The 21,155-nt window shown below is 72.0% G+C and carries 17 protein-coding genes; 9 read left to right on the top strand and 8 right to left on the bottom strand.

The window, feature by feature from the left end:
• From ABD54_RS28495 to ABD54_RS07175, 3 genes are all read left to right on the top strand, one after another.
• The coding region (locus ABD54_RS28495) for a nucleotidyltransferase domain-containing protein (RefSeq protein ID WP_394324531.1) at positions 1–2,402 on the top strand (2,402 nt) is incomplete at its 5' end.
• A 1-nt stretch (position 2,403) separates the two neighbouring features.
• Complete coding sequence (locus ABD54_RS27795; protein ID WP_152692013.1) at positions 2,404–2,790, top strand: hypothetical protein; 387 nt, start codon at positions 2,404–2,406, stop codon at positions 2,788–2,790.
• A 1,500-nt stretch (positions 2,791–4,290) separates the two neighbouring features.
• Positions 4,291–5,673, top strand: a complete 1,383-nt coding sequence (locus ABD54_RS07175; protein ID WP_047868626.1) for an MFS transporter — start codon at positions 4,291–4,293, stop codon at positions 5,671–5,673.
• Positions 5,674–5,756: 83 nt separating this feature from the next.
• On the opposite strand, the gene ABD54_RS07170 is transcribed toward ABD54_RS07175, so the two are convergent.
• The 3 genes from ABD54_RS07170 to ABD54_RS29475 form a co-directional block, all read right to left on the bottom strand.
• Entirely contained in the window at positions 5,757–6,122 is a 366-nt protein-coding gene (locus tag ABD54_RS07170) for a DUF3140 domain-containing protein (RefSeq protein ID WP_047868625.1), read from the bottom strand.
• 33 nt (positions 6,123–6,155) lie between these two features.
• Positions 6,156–7,208 (bottom strand): SDR family oxidoreductase, encoded by a 1,053-nt coding sequence (locus tag ABD54_RS07165; protein ID WP_047868624.1) that lies wholly within the window; start codon positions 7,206–7,208, stop codon positions 6,156–6,158.
• Positions 7,209–7,349: 141 nt separating this feature from the next.
• Entirely contained in the window at positions 7,350–7,985 is a 636-nt protein-coding gene (locus ABD54_RS29475; RefSeq protein ID WP_327136576.1) for a hypothetical protein, read from the bottom strand.
• A gap of 229 nt (positions 7,986–8,214) precedes the next feature.
• Here ABD54_RS29475 and ABD54_RS07155 point away from each other — a divergent pair, with 229 nt between their 5' ends.
• From ABD54_RS07155 to ABD54_RS07145, 3 genes are all read left to right on the top strand, one after another.
• Entirely contained in the window at positions 8,215–9,003 is a 789-nt protein-coding gene (locus ABD54_RS07155; RefSeq protein WP_327136575.1) for an alpha/beta hydrolase, read from the top strand.
• A 143-nt stretch (positions 9,004–9,146) separates the two neighbouring features.
• Positions 9,147–10,280 (top strand): sorbosone dehydrogenase family protein, encoded by a 1,134-nt coding sequence (locus ABD54_RS07150; protein ID WP_047868623.1) that lies wholly within the window; start codon positions 9,147–9,149, stop codon positions 10,278–10,280.
• Between the two features lie 283 nt (positions 10,281–10,563).
• Complete coding sequence (locus tag ABD54_RS07145) at positions 10,564–11,415, top strand: DUF1206 domain-containing protein (protein ID WP_235432003.1); 852 nt, start codon at positions 10,564–10,566, stop codon at positions 11,413–11,415.
• Positions 11,416–11,520: 105 nt separating this feature from the next.
• Here the strand turns inward: ABD54_RS07145 and ABD54_RS07140 are convergent, their stop codons facing one another.
• Both ABD54_RS07140 and ABD54_RS07135 read right to left on the bottom strand, forming a co-directional pair.
• Positions 11,521–14,115, bottom strand: a complete 2,595-nt coding sequence (locus ABD54_RS07140; protein ID WP_047868622.1) for a glycoside hydrolase family 9 protein — start codon at positions 14,113–14,115, stop codon at positions 11,521–11,523.
• A gap of 219 nt (positions 14,116–14,334) precedes the next feature.
• On the bottom strand, positions 14,335–15,084 hold the full coding sequence (locus tag ABD54_RS07135) for a hypothetical protein (protein WP_047868621.1): 750 nt from the start codon (positions 15,082–15,084) through the stop codon (positions 14,335–14,337).
• 257 nt (positions 15,085–15,341) lie between these two features.
• On the opposite strand from ABD54_RS07135, the gene ABD54_RS07130 reads away from it, so the two are divergent.
• A complete protein-coding gene (locus ABD54_RS07130; protein WP_047868620.1) occupies positions 15,342–16,670 on the top strand; it encodes a cytochrome P450 in 1,329 nt (442 codons plus the stop codon).
• On the top strand, positions 16,652–17,752 hold the full coding sequence (locus ABD54_RS07125; protein ID WP_047868619.1) for a cytochrome P450: 1,101 nt from the start codon (positions 16,652–16,654) through the stop codon (positions 17,750–17,752). The genes ABD54_RS07130 and ABD54_RS07125 overlap by 19 nt, the downstream gene beginning before the upstream one ends.
• A 46-nt stretch (positions 17,753–17,798) precedes the next feature.
• On the opposite strand, the gene ABD54_RS07120 is transcribed toward ABD54_RS07125, so the two are convergent.
• Positions 17,799–18,869 carry an AraC family transcriptional regulator gene (locus ABD54_RS07120; RefSeq protein WP_047868618.1) on the bottom strand — a complete coding sequence of 357 codons (1,071 nt, stop codon included), beginning with the start codon at positions 18,867–18,869 and terminating at the stop codon, positions 17,799–17,801.
• Between the two features lie 81 nt (positions 18,870–18,950).
• Here ABD54_RS07120 and ABD54_RS07115 point away from each other — a divergent pair, with 81 nt between their 5' ends.
• Positions 18,951–19,616 carry an NAD(P)H oxidoreductase gene (locus tag ABD54_RS07115; RefSeq protein WP_047868617.1) on the top strand — a complete coding sequence of 222 codons (666 nt, stop codon included), beginning with the start codon at positions 18,951–18,953 and terminating at the stop codon, positions 19,614–19,616.
• Between the two features lie 162 nt (positions 19,617–19,778).
• Here the strand turns inward: ABD54_RS07115 and ABD54_RS07110 are convergent, their stop codons facing one another.
• Positions 19,779–20,375: a hypothetical protein gene (locus tag ABD54_RS07110; RefSeq protein ID WP_047868616.1), complete on the bottom strand. Its 597-nt coding sequence runs from the start codon at positions 20,373–20,375 to the stop codon at positions 19,779–19,781.
• A 52-nt stretch (positions 20,376–20,427) separates the two neighbouring features.
• Entirely contained in the window at positions 20,428–21,135 is a 708-nt protein-coding gene (locus tag ABD54_RS07105) for a hypothetical protein (RefSeq protein WP_047868615.1), read from the bottom strand.
• Positions 21,136–21,155: the final 20 nt, after the last annotated feature.

Raw genomic sequence — 21,155 nt, 5'->3', positions numbered from 1 at the left:
CGGAAGGCCCCCTGGTGAGTTTCGAGCCCACCGAGCCCCAGAACGGCGTGGACCCCAACCCGTTCACACTCATCGACCCCGACACCATCCCCTACCCCCTCACCGACGTCTGGTCCCTCAACTACGCGGCCCAGACCCTGCGCACCGGCGGAGAGGACCTCTTCGGCGGCGCCGAGGACATGTCCTCCACCTGGCACGGTGTGCAGGCCCACTACAGCGCACCGGAGAGCGAGACGCTCTTCGCCGCGATGGACCCCGTCCTCACCCGGGGAGAGGGCATCCAGAGCGACCTGGCCACCGTCGCCGACGCACTGGAGGACCTGGCCGAGGCGGCCGCGACCGCGCGCCGCTCGCTCAACACCCTGCGCATCGACGCCCAGAGCCTGTGGAACGCCAACCACGACAAGAAGGTGTGGTGGCTGAACAAGGACGAGGAGACCGACGAGTGGGCGCTGGGCGAGAACATCCGCATCAAGGACGCGGTCAACACGGCCTGGTCCACGTTCAACGAGGCAGAGAACGCGTGCGCCAGTCGGATCTCGGCGACCTTCGGCGGCCCCGCCTACGTCTCCCCGGACCAGGCGGGCGGGGACGGCGCGCTGGTCTACGGGCTGCCCACCGACGCCGGTGAGCGCGATGTGTCCCTGGAACACCACCTGAGTTTCGAGGGCGTCAACAGCAACATCAACGACGCCACGGCGTGGGCGGGCAGCGAGTTCCACCCCTCCCTGATGGACTGGGGCAACCCCACCGGTCAGGCGGCCTGGGACACGGTGATCACCGACGTCCTGTGGGGGTCGGCGGTAGGGCTGACGTCCAAGCTCGGTCTCTGGCACCCCGACAACGGGTGGCGGTTCGACCCGCGGGGGCGCTGGGACAACGCCACGGCGGCCTGGCGCGACGCGGGCATGGACGCGGCCGCGCTGGTCGGTGTCCACGACGAGCACGGGTGGTTGTGGGAGCCGGGCGAGGGCGGCCGGGAGGGCTGGAGCGCCGGATGGGACCGGTGGACCGGCAACGCCCGGGACAGCATCGACGAGGTCTGGGAGGGGCACACCGCCTGGTCCACACGCGAGGACGGTGTCGCCTACTCCAACACCACGATGGCCGCCAACGCGTTGATGCTGACCGGCGGGCTGCCGCTCAAAGCTCTCAAGATCATCGCCGGCGCGGGGGTGGTCGGCTCCATGGACACTCCCACGGGTGCGGGCGACGCGGAGTTCGACGGCTCCGGGCCGGGTTCCGGCACGGGTTCGGGCTCGGGCTCGGACGGTTTCTCGTCGAGGGGCGGGCCGGGAACGCGGGGCTGGCCCAGCAGCCCGCTGCCGGGCGCCGGGGAGGGGCAGCGTCCCACGGGTGAGCGCTTCGAGAACCCGCTCACCCACCTGAACGAGTCGTTGCTGGACCCCGACCGGTACCGTCCGCCCGCCTCCACCCCGGCCACCCCCGTGCCCGACGGCGGCGGGGACCGGCCCTCGCAGAGCCCGCCCGCGCCGCAGCCCCAGGACAGCGGCACACCGCAGAACCGACCGGGCGACGAGGACGCGCAGGATGCGCCGGGAGCGCCCGGCGAAAGGCCCGGCGTCCCGGCCCCGACGCCGCGTCCGGACGGTGAGGGCGATCGCGGCGACTCCGGTGCTCCCCGCGCCGAGGACGATCCCGAACGGCGTCCCCCGCGTCGTGACGAGGACGACGAGAGCGACCGGAGCGATGCGGGACAGGGCACGGGCGGCCCGCGCGAGGAGCCGGAGGCCGAGCGCCCCGAGCCCGCCGCCGGTGGTGGCGGTGGCGACGAGCCGCCCAACGACCGCACCGGCACCGGCGGGGACGACAGCAGCGGTGACGAGCCCAACCATGATCGTGACCACGGCAACACTGGTAACGATGACGGTGACCGCGACAGAGGAAATACGGCAACACGTCCTGATTCGGATTCCGAACCAGGTGTTTCGGAGTCTGCTCCAGCCGACAGTACTTCACCCGGGGAAGGATCGCCTCAAGATTATAATGATGGTCCTCCGCAAGACATTTCAGAAGAGAGGTTCCTTGAAGGAGCGGCGCTTATAAGGGAGACCGTTGGTCATATTAGTGATGATATTGTTGTCCAAGGGAGCAGGGCCGGTGGAACTGCTCGCCCCGACTCTGACATCGACATTGCGATTCGAGTGGATGCAAATTCTTTTGAAGGGATAGTGGCTGATAGGTTCGGTAGCCCCAACTCCGGAAGTGCAAAAGAAAGGACGATGTTGCACGCTATCGAGACAGGAAAAATTCAGGCCGGTGAAGCGGGTTTGCGTCCACTTCGGCGGCGGCTTGAAAAGATTTTTGGCATGGACGTAGATATATCGATTGTCATGCGGCAAGGTCCGTTTGACAGGCCACCTTTCATCGAGGTTCCGTAAAATGAGCGAAGAATTTGAGCTGTACTGTAAGATTTTCGTTAAGTACATGGATAAGACTTCTGCCAAGGAAGCGATATCTTCTGAGTTTCAGGGTGCCTTCGAGGGAAGTGGCATGTACCTGAACCATCTGATAGTTGAGGTTCACGGAAATCCTGATTCGACGGAGTCCGGTTCCCTGGGGGACGATTTCCTGTTCTGGCCTGTGATCATCGAGTTGGATGGGGAGGGTGAATCGAGTGAGACGGAAATGGTCGCTGAAACATCAAGGGTTCTGGAGTTCCTCTGGCGTTCCGGGCATCCTGCAGTTGCAGCATGCGACTTCGAGGGCCAACTCCCGTGGGGCGGTGGAATAAATCGTGATTTCTCTAGTATTGAAGGAAATTCATGATATAAGTTCTTTGTGGTGTTCGCCATTGGGGGTGTCGCTGCAAAAAGGCTGCTTTGTTATGGCCTGAGATAATTAATGTCTCGCTGGTGTGAATTTAAATGAATGTCGCGTGTGAGGCCAAGATCAGGAGCTCGGTGCGTCCGCGATGGATCTGCGAGGTACTGGCATGGCTGGAATCCCCATGGGATACCTGTTTTTCTTTCATGCGGATTTCAGTGGGCTCGTGTTCGACGTATACAAACTTTCCAGGTCGGAGCTCAGTGCGGCTGTACTGAACAATTATCGTTTTGTCGGATAAAATTTCCGCAAGGCCGATCTATCTGAGTGCTAGGCGCGGGGATCTGACCTCAGTATATCCCCGTTCTTTGGTGCCAAGTTCTACCGTTCTGAAATCGTTGGACCATGCCTCAGAGGCGCATACCTCAACGCAGCATGGATGCACGCGAAGGATCTGCGTGAATCAGATTTTTCGGGCGTTTGGTTCGGTCCGGGTGAAGCTTCCGGAACCACTGTCCTCAAGTAGGCCAAGGTCCTCGGGTGCAGAGTGGCCGGAGCCGGTGGCTGGGTCAGGGGGCCGTGGACGTCGGCACGGAAAGGGACCCCGCGTCATCGGTGGGCCAGAGCTTGCCGAGTGGTTCCAGGACAACGGGGCGCCGGATGGGGGAGAATCGCGGACGAGGTCTGATCAGGCGTGCCGGTGGCGCCTGCCTACTCTTTCGGTGCGCCGAGGGTGAGCGCAGAGGATCGTCGGGTGTCGCGTGAGGCGCTCAGAAGTTTCCGGGTGGGGCCAAATAAGATGGTCCCATAAGGAAACAAGGGGAATAATTGAGCAGGATGAACAAGTGATCGTCAGGGTTTCGCTCATTCCGACGGTGCCGATGGTGCGCGTTTGATGCATTCCTGGGGGTGTGAAGTTATTATCTTGATTTTTCGCCTTTGATTTTTTGTTAGTGAAAGAATGTCAATGTTTCCATGCTGTAGGAGACGTACTTCAGGTTGCACAGGGCGAGCTCGCTCTTGAACACCTCGACGGTCACCAGACAGCCGTCGTATACGGGGACCCGTTGAAGTGGCCGCTGGGCACGGGGGGATTGACGGGCACGACGCGAATGTCCACGCTGGGCAGCTCGCTGAGCGAAAGATCTGGTCCGTCCGTACTGCCAGCGCCTCCGGGCAGCACAGCGGCCGGTGCTCGTCCTGGCCGGTGGGGGATGGCGTTCCCGTCCCCGGCCCTTCCGGGCCTGACGGGGCTATCCGGCGTCGCGCTCCGTCCCGCTGAAGGAACGCAGGAACAGCACCAGCCCGCAGTGCTCCTCCTCGGCGCGGAAAACCGCTGGCCCGGACCGCCGGGAACCGGCTAGGCTCCCGCCCGTGCCCGAATCGGATGACGTGGCCGCCTAGCGGCGGCCGACCCCAGAGTCCTCCCGCCGCATCAGCGACCACGCCGGTGCGGCACCGCGTGCTGCCCGGCTCCGCCTTTGCGATGCCACGGAGCCCCTCTTGTCCACACGCGACCGCGGCGGGGTACTTCTCCTCGCCGTCCTGCTCTCCACGCTCGCCTTCCCGCTGGCCATCACCGGCGCCTCGGTGGCCCTGCCCGCCGTCCGGGCCGAACTCGGCGCCACGCTGACCGCCGCCCAGTGGGTCGTCAACTCCTACAACGCCTGCTTCGCCGCCTTCCTCGTGTGCGCGGGGTCGGTCGCCGACGCGGTCGGCCGCCGCCGGGTCTACGCCTTCGGCCTCGCCCTGTTCTGCGCCAGCGGTCTGCTGTGCCTGTTCGTCCGCGACGTCGCCGCCCTGAACCTGCTGCGCGCCGCGGGCGGCGTCGGCGCCGCGGCGGCGGTCGCCGGCGGCAGCTCGATGATCGCCGCGGCCTTCGAGGGTCCCGCGCGGGCCCGGGCCTTCGGTCTGCTGGGCACGGTGCTGGGCGCCGGTACCGCCTTCGGACCGGCCGTGGCCGGACTGCTCGTCGAGAACCTCGGCTGGCGCGCCGCTTTCGCCTCCCCGGCGGCCGTGGCCGGGCTCGTCCTCCTCCTGGTCCCCCTGCTGCCCGCCGCGCGCGGTACGGGTCGGCCCGTGGACCGGCTCGGCGCCGTCCTGTTCACCTCGGCTCTGCTCCTGCTGATCGCCGTCCTGGTGGAGGGCCCCGCGCGGGGCCTGCCGGCGGTGCTCGCGGGACTGGCCCCGGCCGCGGCTCTGGCGGTCGCCTTCGTGCTCGTCGAACGCCGCGCCCGCGACCCGCTGGTGGACCTGGTCCTGCTGGCCAACCGCCGGTTCGTCGCCCACGCCCTGGCCGCCGCCGCGTTCATGGCGGTGCTCGTGCCCCTGCTCGTGTACCTGCCGTCGTACCTGATCACCGTGGTCGGGCTGAGCGCGGGCCAAGCCGGGCTGTGGCTGATGATGCTCACGCTGCCCACCCTTCTGCTGCCCGCACTGGGCGCGGAACTGGCCGCGCGCCTGCCCCACACCGCGGTCGTGGTCGGCGCCCTGCTGCTGTGCGCCGCCGGAGCCGCGGGGCTGCTCGTGCTGGGCCCCGACGCCACCCCGTGGCGGCTCCTCCCGTCGTTCCTGCTGGTGGGAGCCGGGGTGGGCCTCACCAACGGCGTCGTGGACGGAATGGCCATGGGCGTGGTGCCAGCCGAGCGGACGGGCGTCGCGGCCGGGGTGTTCAACGCCTCCCGGATCACCGTGGAGACGGTCGCCCTCGCCGCGGTCGGGGCGCTCCTGGCCGCGCTCACCGGTGGACGCCTGGAGGGCGGGCGGTTCACGGACGCGTTCCACGTGGTGGGCCCGGCCCTGGGCGGACTCGCCGTCCTGGCGGCGGTGTCCGCTTGGTCCCTGGGCAGGAGGACCGGCGAACCGCGCGGCTCGGCCCCGTCCTAGCCCTCCCTGGCGGGAGGGCCGCACGGGGGCGCCGACGTGCGCCGGGGCGGGCACCCGCGCCCGCCCCGGCCCCGCGTTGACCGCTACCCGGCGAGGTCCTCCTCGTCGGGGCGCACGGAGTCGGGGCTGAGCGGGTCGTGCCCCACCGACATCAGCCGGTGCCGCCACCGCGCGTCCTCGCGGTGCGGGTCCGCCAGTTGGCCGCGGACGTACTCGGCCACCTCGCGCATCAGCTCGACGTCGGCCTCCGTCACGTCCACGCGCCGCTTGTTCAGCAGGTTCACGACCGCCTCGCCCCTCCGGGACACCGTGTGCCCCGGTTCGGTGCGGAAGGCGTCCTCGCCCGAGGCGTTCGTGAGCAGCCACTCGCGCAGCTGCTCCCCGGTCATGTTCACCACCGCGTGGAACTCCTCCCACGCCTCGTCCACGGCGGGATCGTGCTCGGCCATGCTCTTCTCCCTAGGTTTCGTCTTCATCGCTGTTCAGGGCCGTCGGTGCGCTCCCCGTGCGACCGCGTAGCCCGCGGCCCCCACCGCGAACCCGGCGGCGCCCAGCAGGGCCACGGTGCTCCGCCGCTGACTCAGTTCCTGGAGCAGGCTCGACTCGCGCGACTCGTCGTCGAACTCGCCGTGCGCGCCGAAGTCGTACTCCTCGTCCAGCGGGCGGAACAGGTTGTCGCGCGCGGGCGGATGGGCGTCGCGGACCTGGCTCTTCCGTCCGGTGAGCCCCAGTCGCCAGTCGAACGCCCTCGGTGCGAACCGCTGGCCCAGGACGGCGGCCACCGTCGACATGCCCACCCAGTACCGGCGCCGCCCCGGATGCTCGGCACCCCAGACGATCGCCCGGGCCGCGACTTCGGGCTGGTACACGGGGGCCACGGGGCGCGGGCGGCGGCCGTCCAGGTGTGCGCGCGTCCAGGTGAACTGCGGGGTGTTCACCGAGGGCAGGTGCACCTCCGTCACCCGGACGCCCGATCCGCGGTGGATCAGCTCGGCCCTTACGGAGCCGGTGAACCCGCGTATCGCGTGCTCGGCTCCGCAGTACGCCGCCTGCAGGGGGACGCCGCGGTAGGCCAGGGCCGACCCGACCTGCACGACCACCCCCCGGTCCCGGGGCAGCATGCGCTCCAGGGCGGCCTGCGTGCCGTACACGTAGCCGTGGTAGCAGACGTCGGTGACCCGGCGGTACTCCTCCGGGTCCACCTCCGTGAACGGCGAGACGACCGTGGCGAGCACGCAGTTCACCCACACGTCCACCGGCCCCAGCTCCGACTCGACCCGGGCCAGGGCCCCGCGCACCGCCTCGGCGTCGCTCACGTCCACACGCAGGGGCAGCGCGGTCACGCCCTCGGCGCGGGCCTCCTCCGCCGCGGCCTCCAACCCCGTCAGCCCCCGCGCGAGCAGCGCGACGGCGTACCCCCGCCGGGCGAGCTCGCGCGCGGTCGCCCTTCCGACGCCCGCGCTGGCTCCGCTGACCACGGCGATCCGGCGGTTCGGTCTCCCGGCCACCTCGGCCACCCCCACACGGATCGACACGGCCGCTACCGGCCCTTCGCCCCCCCGCTACCCGCGAGCGCCGCCCGGTATGTGCACGCCGCGGCGGGCTTCCGAGCCGTCGTTTCGCCGGGGTGCGCCTCCGGCGGCCGGTGAGCGGTCGACAGCGCCCTGCTTCCGCCGTCAGGGCCGGTGACGCTTCCCCCGGCTCCTGTGCCTCCCACGGCCACAGTGCTCCCCGTGCCCGCCGTGGACCCCACGGCCTCCACCGTCCGCGCGGTGCCCGTGGCCGCAGTGGCCGCAGTGGTTCTCGTGTGCTCCCCTCTCGCGTCGGCCCCCGCGCCCTCGGCGTTCCCGGTGTTCCCCGCGGGCACCGGCCCTCCCGTGGCACCCGCAGCAGCACCTCTCCTCCGCGTCGTCCCCGGAATCCCCCGTTCCGGCCACCACGCTCGCGGGCCGCTCCCCGACCATGAGCCCGAAGAGCACGTGGTCGACCAGGAACGCCCACCGCTCCCGGGATCGGTGCCCGCGCGCGTGGGCGAGGCCGAGCGCGGGGGCCACGGCCAGCTCGTACGCGCTCCAGACCGCCACCCCGAAGACCGGCCCGGCCAGCCGCCACCGCCTCACCCGGCGCGGCAGCAGCGCGAAGACGGTGCCCGAAGCCGCCCCGTACCCCCAGTGGGCCAGCTCGATCGCGGCCTTCCTCCGCTCCGGGGGGACGCTCTCCAGCAGGGCGGGCACGCCCTCCGCCAGAACGGCCTCGGGCGGTGTGCGCCGCACGAACCCCGTCCCGACCTCCACCTGCCGCATACCGCTCATGGCCATCGCACCCGCGACACCCCGCACGGCGCCCCGCCACCACGGGTGCCTCTGAGGCGAATCCGACTTCCTGCCCATCTCCCGGCTCCCTTCGCGCGCACGCCCTCGCGTGTACCTCCCTGACCGGCCCTCGCCTCTCCACACGCCTCGGCGGGGAATGGGTTGAAGGCGCGGGATCCGGGTAGTCGTGACGACCACGTGACCGGTGCCGAGGAGGCCGTTCGGGGGTATGGGCATGGAGGCCCGCAGGGGTACGGACGCGGTCGGAAGCGCGTCGATGGCCTGGTGGCACGTACCCGGACAGGGGCCGCCGGTGGTCTGCGTGCACGGTGCGGGGATCTCCTCCCGCCAGACGCTGCCCGTGGTCAGGGCCCTGGAGGGAAGGACGCCCGCCTGGGCCGTCGACCTGCCGGGGTTCGGCGCGAGCACCGCACCCGACCACGCGCCGACGGTCACCGGACTAGCGGACTCCCTCCTGGCGTGGCTCCGCGTCCGCGGGATCGAACGGCCCTGCCTGCTCGGGCTCTCCCTCGGAACGCAGGTGGTCGCCGAGGCCGCGGTGCGCGCTCCCGACGAGGTCGGGTCGCTCGTGCTGGCCGGGCCCACGACGGACCCCGGGGCGCGCTCGCTGCCCGAACTGGCCGCGCGCCTGCTGCGCGACGGCATACGAGAGGACCCCTCCGTGATCCGCTCCGTGGTGGCCGACTACTGGGACGCGGGACCGCGCAGGGACGTCCGCAGCCTTCTGGCCAGCCGCGAGCACCGGATCGAGACGGTCCTGCCGGGGGTGGTGCAGCCGACCCTGGTCCTGCGCGGGGGCGATGACCCGCTCTGCCCCGGACCATGGGCTCGGGAGGCCGCCAGGCTGCTGCCCCGGGGGCGGCTGGTGACCCTGCCCGGACAGCCCCACGCGCTCACCGCCGCCGCCCCCGAGCGGGTCGCCGACCTGGTCGGGGAGTTCGCGCGGGAGACCGTACGGGACCGGAGGGCGGAGGCCGGATGGCCGCCGAACGGCTGAGGGGCGCCGCGGCCACGAGCGTGGGACCGCACCGGCCTGGAGCGCCTGTTCGAGGAGCTGCGGGAGGGGCACGAGAACAGCGATGAGGGGACGTCGAGCGGTACGGCGAGGTAACGGGCCCCGACAACGGGAAGGGAAACGGCATGGAACCTTCAGCGCGCCCGAGCGCCGTGCTCCGCGCCGCCGCCGTCCTGGGCGCACTCGTCCTCCTCAGCGGCTGCGGTGCGAGGGGGGACGGGGCGGGCGGAGCGGACGGCCAGCGGGAGCGGGGCGGACACGACGGCTCCGCCGGTGCCGACCCCGGACGACCGGAGGAGGTGACCGCGGGCCTGGAGGTGCCTTGGGGACTGGCCTTCCTCCCCGACGGCTCCGCCCTGGTCGGCCAGCGCGACTCGGCGGAGGTCGTCCGCGTGTCCCCCGACGGCTCGGTCGCCGGCGTCGGCGCCGTCGAGGGGGCCGCGCCGAACGGCGAGGGCGGGCTGCTGGGGCTGGCCGTGCACCCGGACTTCCCCGGGGAACCGTACGTGTACGCCTACCACACCGCGCTCTCCGACAACCGGATCAGCCGACTGGAGTACGACCCCGAGAACGGAGACGGGGGCTTCGGGGACGCCGAGGTCGTCTTCGACGGCATCCCCACCGCCTCGTACCACAACGGCGGACGGATCGGGTTCGGACCCGACGGCCTGCTGTACGTCGGCACCGGGGACGCGGGCCGGGAGGGCCTGTCCCAGGACACCGGCTCGCTGGGCGGCAAGATCCTGCGGATCACCGCCGACGGGGATCCGGCCCCGGACAACCCCTTCGGCAACCCGGTCTACAGCTACGGCCACCGCAACGTCCAGGGCCTGGCGTGGGACGACGAGGGCGACCTGTACGCCACCGAGTTCGGGCAGAACGAGTTCGACGAGGTCAACCTGATCGAACCGGGTGGCAACTACGGCTGGCCGGAGGTGGAGGGCGTCGGGGGAGGCGACGAGTACGTCGACCCCCTGCTGACGTGGAGACCCGCGGAGGCCTCGCCCAGCGGCGCGGCGGTCGCGGGAGGCTCCCTGTGGGTCGCGGCGCTGCGCGGCGAACGCCTGTGGGAGGTGCCGCTCACCGGTGACGGCGGCGTGGGCGAGCCGGTGGACCGCTACCAGGGGGAGTACGGCCGCCTGCGCACGGTGGTGACGGCCCCCGGCGGTGACGCGCTGTGGCTGGCCACCAGCAACCTCGACGGGGTCGGGGAGCCGGTCGAGGGGGGCGACAGGATCCTGCGGGTGCCGCTGGAGTAGGCGCCCGGGCGCCCCCGTCCACCGGTGCGTGCGCTCAGGCGTGGTCCGGCGTTCCACGCGCGGCCAGGCGTCCCGCGCCGTCCCTGGTCGGCCCGCGCTGTTCCACGCCGTTTCCGTCAGTGCCCGACGTGCCGCGTTCCCGTCGGCCCGCCCGGCCCGCCGCGGGCCAACCCGTCATCCCGCGCGGGCGCCCCGGAGGGATTCCACGTCGCTGAACAGCACAAAAGGGAGTATTAACGGTAAACATCCGTTTTCATGCCCTCCTCGTGGGCACGGGCCGGACATGTCCTCCTCAGACTTACCAGGCAAGGCGCGGCGCTCCGCCAAGGACGCCCGGGCGGCGGGACGGCGCGCGGGCCGCCAGGCGGCCCACAGCACCTGGCTGCGCAGGCTCGCGGGCGTCGGTTTCGCCGCCACGGGCCTCCTCTACCTCATCATCGGCTACATCGCCCTGCGCATCGCCTTCGGCGACAACGGCGGCCAGGAGGCGGACAACAGCGGTGCCCTCCAACTCGTCGCACAGAACACCGGCGGCATGCTGCTGCTCTGGGTCGCGGCGGCGGGGCTGGTGGGACTCAGCGTGTGGCAGGCGGTCTACGCCGCCGTGGGCCTGGAGAAGGCCACCAGGCGCGTCGCCTCCGGTGCCCGCGCGGTGGTCTACGCCGTGCTGGCCTCAACCATCGCGGGCTTCCTGCTGGGGCAGGGTTCGCCCCAGTCCCAGGACAGCCAGTCGGAGGCGCTGACCGCCCAGATCATGGCGCTGCCCTTCGGCCGGTTCGCCGTCGGCGCGGTGGGCTGCGGCGTGATCGCCGTGGGCCTGTACCAGATCTGGAAGGCGGCGACCCGCCGCTTCACCCGGGAGCTGGCGCTCGGCGCGCTCACACAGCGACGGCGCAGGGCCGTCGTCACCGTCGGCGTGCTCGGCATCGGCACCCAGGGCCTGGTCCTGGCCGCCGTCGGCGTCTTCTTCATCCAGGCCGCGATCACCTTCGACAAGGACCAGGCGGTCGGGCTGGACGGAGCGCTGCGGGCCTTCTCCCAGACCCCGGCCGGGCCCTGGGCGCTCGTGGCCGTGGCCCTGGGCGTCGCCCTCTACGGCGCCTACTGCTTCTGCCAGGCGCGCTGGCAGCGCTGATCCCCCGGACATGACGGACGGGGCCCACGCTCTCCTGAGGGCCCCGTCCTCCAAGGGGGTTCTTACGGCGTGGGCGGGCGCGCCGTCGTCGCCCCGCCCACGGGGTCAGCCGCAGACCGACCCGTTGAGGGCGAACCTCGCGGGCACGGCGTTCGCACCCGACGCCAGGGTGCCGATGAAGCCGAACGTCACCGCGTCACCGGGCTCGATGGCCGCGTTCCAGTCCGCGTTCACGGCGGTCACGGTGTGACCGGCCTGCTCCAGCGCGCTGCTCCAGTGGCGCTCCACGGTCTGGCCGCCGGGGAAGGACCACACCAGCTCCCAGCCGGTCACGGGATCGTCGCCCGTGTTGCGGACGGTCACCTGGGTGGTGAAGCGTTCGTGCCACTCGCCGTGGACCACGTAGTCCACCTCGCAGGTGGACCCGGCGGGCGGGGAGGCGTCGCCCTGGTCGGCGACGAACCCGGACACCCAGGCCAGCGTGGAGTTCCAGTTGACGGTCAGTTCGTTGGTCGCCCACGATTCGATGTCGTCGATGTAGCAGAACTGGGGCGCGCACCCGTCCAGGTTGGCCCGGGCCACGGGGTCCCAGGTGCCGGTCTCGGAGTTGGGACCGCCGGACAGGGTGCCCTCGGGCGGGTTGGGCAGGCCCGGGTCGAGCTGGTGGGCGTACCAGCGGCTGTGCTGGTTGACCGCGTCGTTCTCGCCGTACCCGGTCACGTACGACTGGTTGAGGGCGTTGCGTCCCAGGAGGTAGTCCATGCCCTCCAGCACCGCGTCGCGGAAGCGCGTGTCGCCGCCGATGTCGTAGGCGGTCGCCACGACCACCAGGTTGTTGAGGACCTGGCTGTTGGAGCCCCAGACGAACGCGCCGTTCTCGGGGGCGTAGGCGATGCCGTAGGGGTGCGCCTCCAGGACGCTGGCGTACTGGTCGGCTCCCTCGACCACGGAGTCGCGGACGCGCTCGCGGTCGGGCAGCCCGCTGGGGAGGGTGGCCAACTGCAGGCGGCCGAGCGCGGCGGTGTCCCGCCAGCCGAAGCCGTACTCGGAGAACACGTCGGCGGTGTGCGCCTCGGAGGAGGTCACCGCCTCCTCGTAGTCCCCGTGACCGGTGGCCAGGTACAGCTCCGCGGCGGCCCAGTAGAACTCGTCGGCGACGCTGCCGTCGTCGTAGGCGCCGCCGCCCTCGCCGCCGACGGTCGCGTAGCGCTCGGGCTCGGCCACCGCGGCGTCCCAGGCGGTCTCCGCCGCCTCCAGGCAGGTCGCGGCGAAGTCGGCGTCGTAGGGCGCGAACACGCGGGAGCACTGGGCGGCGGTCGCGGCCAGGTTGAGCGTGGCCGCCGTCGACGGGGGGTGCAGGTAGCGGGGCTGGGGGTCCTCCGAGGGCAGCAGGGGCAGGCCGGTCCAGCGCTCGTCGTGGACCTTGTGGTGGGCCATCCCCGCGAGCTCCCGGCCCTCGGGGACCTGCATGGACAGCAGGAACTCCATCTCCCAGCGGGCCTCGTCCAGGACGTCGGGCACGCCGTTGTCCCGCTCGGGGACGGACAGGGTGGAGTCGGCGACCCGGGCGGGGTCGCCGGTCGGCGCGGTGTGCGCGCGCTCGTAGACGCTCATCAGCTGGTGGACGGAGACGCCGCCGTTCACCACGTACTTGCCGTGGTCGCCCGCGTCGTACCAGCCGCCGGACACGTCGAGCGAGTAGTCGCACGGGGCGGAGGGGTGGCAGGTGACGTCGGTGTCGCCCTGGTTGGGCTCCACGCCCGCGTGCCCGGCCTCACGCCCGTACCCGGGGGCGAGTTCGTCGAGGATCTCGATGCCGCTGCGCTGGGTGTAGTAGAAGTCCAGGGCGTCGGTGGCCAGGGCGGCGTAGGGGTCGGCGGTGATGCCGAAGGGGTGGCTGGTCTCGCCGTCGGCGGTCAGGGTGTAGCCCTCGCCCGTCCCGGTGAAGCCGCTGAAGTCGACGGTGTGCACGTTCTGCCCGGAGGACCCGTCCAGGCCGCGGGGCACGGTGTCGCCCTCGGCCACGACCGCGCCCCCGGCGTCGGACAGCCGCCAGGGCAGGGCCTCCTCGGCGTCGGTGACCACGGTGGCGTTCTTGGGGCCCTGCGGGAGGTAGCCGACCTGGTTGACGCGCACGCGCGGGCCGGTGTCGGGTTCGTAGACCGGGGGTTCGGCGCCGCCGAGCAGCGAGACGTCGTCCAGGCAGAAGGTCCAGTCCTCCTCGGCCCCGCCGATCTGGAAGGCGACCTGGGCGTCGGCCATCTCGGCCGACGCGGTGAAGACGTACTCGTATCCTGCCGCCGTCGCGGTGAGCACGGGGCGCTCGTCCAGTTCGGTTCGCCAGGGGTCGACGGGCTCCTGGATCAGCGCTCGGACGGGCAGGCCGTCGGCGCCGGAGGCGGTGAACGTCAGGGAGTAGGACTCCCCCGCCACGAGGGGGATGTCGTTCTGGCCGATGATCTGGTCCCACGGGTCGCCGGTGCCGCCGGGGACCGCGACGCACAGGGCTCCGTCCTCGCTCACGGCGAGGTCGATCCCCTCGGTCGCCCACCAGCCGGTGGTGCCGTCGGCGAAGTCGCCGTTGGTGATCTGCTCGACCGGTTCGTCGTCGGCCTGGGCGGGGGAGGCGACGAGGAGGCTCGTGCCCAGTGCGGCTGCGGCGCCGAGCGCCGCCGCGCGGTTTCTTCGTGCCGGACTCAACGGGGGTCCTTCCGCTGGGGGGTAAGCGGTCGGAAGCACTGGGAGCGCTCCCAATAGTATGACCATTGTTGTGTCGTGTATCACAGTTGTCAATGGGGGCAAAAGCACGAACCAGCGGGCGGCGAAGGAGGCGGGACACACCCGGAGCGGAGCGGGCGACCAGCGGCACCGGTCGGACGCGGGCGGGCCCGGCCCCGGGAGCCGGGCCCGCCACCGGTGTCAGTCCTTGAGCAGCCCAGGCGCGATGACCTCACCGACCAGGGAGCGACGCACCTCGTCGGTGTCGCCCGTGTGCCCCGGGTGTCCCGTGGCGGCGCGCAGCTGCGCGCGGACCGCCTCCACCACGGCGTCGCTGCGCAGCACCTCGGCGACGGGGGCGGCCTCGACGGCCTCGTTCCACTTGCGCAGGGTGTCCAGCCGTCCGCGGTCGACGGCCTCGCGGGTGATGTGGAACAGGGCGTCGATGTTGCGCTGGTAGGCGTCGGCGTCGGTCAGGTCGACGTCGACGACCTCCACCGGCCGGTTGCCGCCGTCGCCGTCGGGGCGCAGGTGGTAGACCTTCCAGAGGCGGCCGTTGGTGAGGATCACCCATTCGGCGCCCTCCTCGACGGCCAGGCGCCGGGACACCTGGATGTTGCGCTGGTCGAGCTCTTGGCCGACCCGGCGCACCTCCACCGGCGCGAAAAGCTTGCCGTCCAGCACGATCGCGTAGTCGATCGAGTCGCCGCTGGTCCGGTACTCGGTGGTCATGTCCTGGTACTTGCTGAAGTTCAGTCCGACGCTGAAGAAGTCGGTGACGAGCATGCGGGTGTCGCCGTCGTTGGCGTCGCGCTCCAGCAGGTCGGCCAGCGGCCCGGAGAGGCGGTCGACCGCCGCCGCGACCCGGCCCCGGACCGAGGCCTCCCAGCTCAGGGTGGTGCTGGTGAACTCACTCGTCCTGGTCATGACCTGGGTGTCTTCAGCGTCCATGAACGTCCGTTCCCGTATGTGTCGAGGAGCCCCGCCGCACGGCCTTCGCCGGGACCGGAGGAGCGGGTTGCAGGGGGGAGGAATCCGGCCACGATGCTACAACTCGCGCCGCTGACCGGGAGCCTCCGGGACTCGGGAGGAGGACGGCCGCCCCCTGCGTTCCGTGAGGGGTGGAACAGACGGGACGGAAGGAACGGCGGACATGCCGCGGTACTAGACTGGCGCGGCTCTCGAACCCCCTGTAGAACAGGAAAACGTTGGCTTCCCGCTGCCCCTACGCCGAGCTCCACGCCCCCGAGTTCCACGACGACCCGCACGACGTCTACGCGCGGATGGCCGAGGAACACGGCTCCGTCTTCCCCGCCGAGATCTCACCCGGAATCAGCGCCTGGGTGGTCGCCGACTACGCGCTCATCACCGCCTGGTGCAGGGACACCCGCACCTTCCGGCGCGACTCCCGGCTCTGGCGCGACTGGTCCGAGGGGCGCGTCCCCGACGACGCCCCCGTGGCCGCGATGATGTCCTACCGCCCCAACCTGCTCTTCGCCGACGACGACGCCCACGCCCGCCTCAAGCGGTCCGTGGTCGACTCCCTGGGCCGGGTGCCCGAGAGCCGTGTCGGCGAGAGCACCCGCCGCCACGCCGACAGCCTCATCGACGCCTTCGTCGAGCGCGGCAGCGCGGACCTGGTGCCGGAGTACGCCCGCCTGCTGCCGCTGCTGGTGCTCTGCGACCTGTTCGGCTTCTCGCGCGAGGTCGGCGAGCGCGTCCTGACCTCGCTCGCGGACCTGTGGGACGGCAACGACGTCGTACGCGCCAACGCCGAGTACGAGCGCGCCCTGTCCGACGCCATCTCGCACAAGCACGCGTCGCCGGGGGACGACATCACCACCTGGCTGCTCCAGCACCGGGCGGGGCTCACCGACGAGGAGATGCTGCACCAGCTCGTGGTGACCATCGGCGCCGGCGCCGAGCCGACCGCCAACCTCATCACGGCCGCCACGCACACGATCCTCACCGACCCCGAGGTGAGCCGGGCCCTCAACGGCGCCCTCGTCGGGGTCGACGAGGTGGTCGAGCAGGTCCTGTGGCGCGAGCCGCCCATCACCAACTACCCGGTCCTCTACCCGGTGCGCGACGTCGAGATCAGCGGCGGACGGGTCATCCGCAAGGGGGAGCCCATCCTCCTCGGCTACGCCGCGGCCCACACCGCGATGGCCGAGAACGGGCCCGACATCGAGCACGTCACCCGCGCCCACCTGGCATTCGGGGTCGGCCCGCACCGCTGCCCGGCCCACGGATTCGCCCAGGCCATGGCCCAGGTCGGCGTCGAGGTCCTCACCAGGCGCCTGCGCGGCCTGCGCGTGACCGACCCGGCCCCGCGCTGGCGGGTCTCCCCGTTCGCGCGGGCCCTGGCCGAACTCCCCGTGGAATTTCCGCCCGCCTCCCCGAAGGGAACACCGCCATGGCAGCAGACATCCCCGTCCTCCACCCCTACGACCTCCACCGACAGACAGCCGGACTCCGCGACCGCGGCCCCGTCGTCGAGGTTGAGATCACTGGTGGCGTGGTTGTTCGGGCGCTGACCGGCCACGACGTCATCATGGAGGCCCTCGCCCACCCCGGCGTGCGCAAGGAGGCGCGGCACTGGCGGGCGTGGGCGCAGGGCGAGATCCCCATGGACTGGCCGCTGATCTCCTGGGTGGCCCCGGACAACATGCTCACCGCGGACGGCGACCGCCACCGGCGTCTGCGGACCCTGGTCTCGCAGGCGTTCACCCCGCGCCGGGTGGAGGAGCTGCGCCCGAGGATCACCGAGATCACCGCCGGCCTGCTCGACGGCATCGCCGCCGCCGGGCCGGGGCCGGTGGACCTCAAGGCGGCGCTGTCGCTGCCGCTGCCCATGACGGTCATCTCCGAGCTCTTCGGTGTCGGGGCGGAGCACCGCGGCACTCTGCACACACTCATGCACCGGGTCTTCGACGCGACCACCACCCCGGAGGTGGCGGCACAGACCAACGCCGACATGCAGGCCTTCCTGGCGGAGCTGGCCGAGCGCAAGTCCCGCGAGCCGGGCGACGACCTCACCAGCGCGCTGCTCCAGGCGCGGGCCGAGGGCGACGAGCGGCTCTCCCACACCGAACTCGTGTGGACGCTGATCCTGATGATCGGCGCGGGCTACGAGACCACGATGAACCTCATCACCAACGCCGTGCACGCGCTGCTCACCCACCGGGACCAGTTAGAGCTGGTGCGGTCCGGCGGCGCCTCCTGGGCCGACGCGGTCGAGGAGACCCTGCGCTGGGACGCCAGCATCCAGTACCTGCCGCTGCGCTACACGGCCGAGGACGTCACCCTGGCGGGCACGCGCGTGCCCGCGGGGGAGGCGCTGCTCATGGGCTTCGGCGCGGCGGGGCGCGACCCCGGGCGCCACGGCGACGACGCGCACGCCTTCGACCTGCGGAGGGAGCAGCGGGGGCACCTGGCCTTCTCGCACGGTCCGCACTTCTGCCTGGGCGCGGGGCTGGCCCGGCTGGAGGGCGTGACCGCGCTGGAGGCGCTCTTCACGCGCTTCCCGGACCTGCGCCTGGCCGAGGGGGCGCGGGTGGAGCAGGCCCCGTCCATCGTGGCGAGCGGTCGGGCCGCGCTTCCCGTCGTTCGGGGCTGAGGCCGTCCGGCCCGGGACCGTTCGCGGCCCCGGGCCCCGGTCCGGATCAGGGACTCGCTCCGATACCGGGGTCGGGGGCGGTGCCGGTTCCCGACGGCGGGTTCCGCAGACGGAACTCCCGCGGGCTCAGCCCCCGCAGCCGCTTGAAGGCCGTGCTGAACGAGGAGGGGTCGGCGTAGCCCACGGCCCCGGCCACCTTCGCCACGCTCAGTTCGGGGTCCGCCAGCAGCTCCTCGGCGGTGTACATCCGCCACTCCGTCAGGTAGCCCAGGGGCGACTGGCCCACGACCTCGGTGAAGCGCTTGGCGAAGAGCGCGCGCGACACCCCCGCCCGGGCGGCCAGGGCACCCACCGTCCAGGCCTCGTGCGGACGCCGGTGGACGGCCTCCAGCGCGGGTCCGGTCACCGGGTCGACGGCCCCCCGGTACCAGGCGGGGGCGTCGGCGCCCTCCTGCTCGAACCAGCAGGCCAGGCTGCACACCAGCCCCATGTCCACGACGCGGTCCACCAAGGCCTGTCCGCCCGGGAGGTGCCGCCGGGACAGGGCGTCCCTCGCCGCGTCGAGCCAGAAGACGCTCTCGGCCTCCTCGTTGAGGACCAGCGTGGGCGGCAGGGTGCGCAGCAGCCGTTCGTGGCGGCTCCGGGTCGCCCGGTAGGCGGTGACGATCAGGGTGGTGGCGTCCGCGGCGGCCCCGTCGGGGAGGCTGCCGTTCGCGACGCCGTCGTTCGAGGGCCCGGCGGGGGGCCCACCGCCGGGGCCGCCGTCCCGGAGGCCGCCGCGCGGGGGGAGCCCGTCCGGGGGAGCGCTGACCGGCCCGCTCCCGGGCACCGGGTCGAGGCAGTCGATCTCGCGGTCCCGGTGGGGGCGGCGGAGCGAGGCGGGGCTGTCCGCGAGGTGGAAGGGGTCGGGGCCGCGCACGAGCGCGGTGTCGCCCGCGCCGAGCCCGAGGGCGGTCCCGTCGGGCATGGCCACCGAGCCGCCGCCGCTGATCACCGTCAGCATGGTCAGCGGCGCGCCGCCGGTGAAGCGGATCGTCCACGGCGGGTCCAGCGAGGTCTGGCTCACGGAGGCTCCGGCGGAGCGGATGCCGCTGAGCATGTCGCTCAAAGGGTCCATGGGGGCGAGTGTAGACGCACGCCAAAGAAACGCAGCTTTTCAGCCATGGAAAGTCCACGCCCGCTGGTCTGTACTGGGTTCATGAACCAAGAGCCCTTCACAGCTTCCGACCCCTTCGAGCCCTCCGGGGCCGTCACTCCGACCGGACGCACCGCCCTGGTCGTGTTCGCCCACCACCGCCCGGACTCCCTGACCGCCGCCGTGGCCGCACGGGTCGCGGCGCGCCTGGAGGCGGCCGGGTACCGCGTCGACCTGCTCGACCTGAACGCCGAGGGGTTCGACCCCCGCAACAGCGAGGCCGACGAACCCGACTACGGCAACCGGGACAAGGTCTACTCCGACGAGGTGCACGCCCACATCCGCCGCGTCCACGCCGCCGAACTCATCGTCCCCGTCTTCCCCGTGTGGTGGTACGGGCTGCCCGCCCTGCTCAAGGGCTGGATCGACCGCGTGTGGAACTACGGCCTCGCGTACGGCCGCAGCAGGTCCCCCATGGCGGGCAAGCGGATGCTGTGGTTGGCCCTGGCCGGGCTCGCCGAGGGGGAACAGAACGCGGACCTGGTGTTCGACATGCTCGACGGGCCCCTGCGCCGGGGCGTCTCGGAGTACTGCGGGGTCTTCGACGTCCACACGGCCGCGCTGTTCGACAGCGAGGCCCAGGACCTGTCCGGTGCGGCCCGGGAGCGCCACTACCGGGGGCTGTTCGCCGAGGCCGAGGCGGCGGTCGACAAGCTCCTCGCCGGATGAGTCGACCGGCGGGGCCGCCCGGGTCCCGTCCGGGGGACGCGGGCCCGCTCACGGGTCCCCGCCGAGGGGAGCGGCCCGGCCGCGCACCGGGAGGGGCCGCCCCCGCGTTCGGCGGTGGGCGGCCCCTCCCGGACCGGAACGGCTCACGGCGGCCGCGCGCCGTCAGGTGTTGGTGTTGACCAGGTGCTCCACGAAGGAGCGGTAGTCGCGCAGGGCCACCCGGAGCGACTCGGTGTCCGTGCCCTCACCCTCGTTCCACGCGGAGCGCAGCGCGGAGCGGCGCTCCTCGATCTCCGCGACCACGGCGTCGGCGACCTCGGCCGCCAGCGCGTCGGCCTCGCGCACGGCGCCGTGGGGGTCGTCGACGAACTTGCCCTGCGTCGCGTTCCAGCGCTCCCGCACGCGTTCGAGCTTCGCGCCCCGCGACCGGGTCCCGTCCGCCGTGCCCGGGCGGTCCGCTCCGGCGCCCGGCTGCTCCGACACCCGGCCCGGCGCGGTTCCGCGACCGCCCGGCCTGGCGTGTCCGGCGGCCCCGGGGCCGGTGTGGTCACCGCCGACGGAGGAGTCCGTGCGGTCGGGACCGGGGGCGCCGGCGGGCCCGGTGCTCTGGCCCCCGGCGGGTCGGGGGTCGTTCACCTCGGCGTCTACGGTCACCGGCTCCGCGGCACGGGGGCCGGTCCCGGTGCCGGGCGCCGAGGCCCGGTAACGGTCAGATTCGGTCTCCCGGTCCGTGCCCGGGCCGGTTACGCGCTCCACCATGTCCGCCTCCTCGTGTCGTCGGTTCCTCGGGGGGAAAAACTGCCGGTGCCGGTCACGCACCCGCCTCCGGTTCCCTGTCCGGGCGCGGCCGCTCCACGGCGGCGCGCTCCGTGCCCGCTGCCGTAGCGGTGCTGTCGACAGCGGTCCGCTCCGCGTCCGGGCTCCGGCCGGTCGTGCCGTCGGCCGTCGGCAGGCCGCCCAGCAGGGACTCCACGAGGCCGCGGTAGGACACCAGCTCCTCGCGCAGGTGCTCGGTGCCGCTCTGCCCCGCCTCCGCGGAGCGCCCGGCGGCGTGCGCGCGGCGGAATCCGGTGACCGCGGCGGAGTGGTCCACCGACAGGTCGTCGAGGCGCCGGTCGAAGGCCGCGTCACCGTCGGCCGCGGACTCGGGGCCCGGGTAGCCGCGGTCCGACATGATCGCCTCCACCAGTCCGCGGGCGTCGCGGACGGCGCGGACGGGGTCGTCGACGAACTCCTGCTGCACCCCGGCCCACGTCCGGGTGTGCGCCGCGCGCTGCTGGTCGTCCAGCTCGCGGAGCGTCATGTCGTCGCGGCGTCGGAGCCTCTCGGACAGGTCGTTCTCGGCGGCCGTCCTGTTGCCGTGTACCTCCACGGCGTGGTCGTACTCGGCGCCGAAACGCTTCTTCAGCCGGGCGGTGCGCCGGGCCGGAAGGATCGAGGACCGCGCGGCGACCGCGATTCCTCCGGCGATGACGACCACCGCCACTAAGGCGATGATGACAATTATTCCGGTCTCCATTGGAGCACCTCCTGACACAT

The organism is Nocardiopsis sp. RV163 (assembly GCF_001029525.1).
GTDB classification, from domain to species: domain Bacteria; phylum Actinomycetota; class Actinomycetes; order Streptosporangiales; family Streptosporangiaceae; genus Nocardiopsis; species Nocardiopsis dassonvillei.
This window is presented reverse-complemented; position numbering and strand designations above follow the sequence as displayed.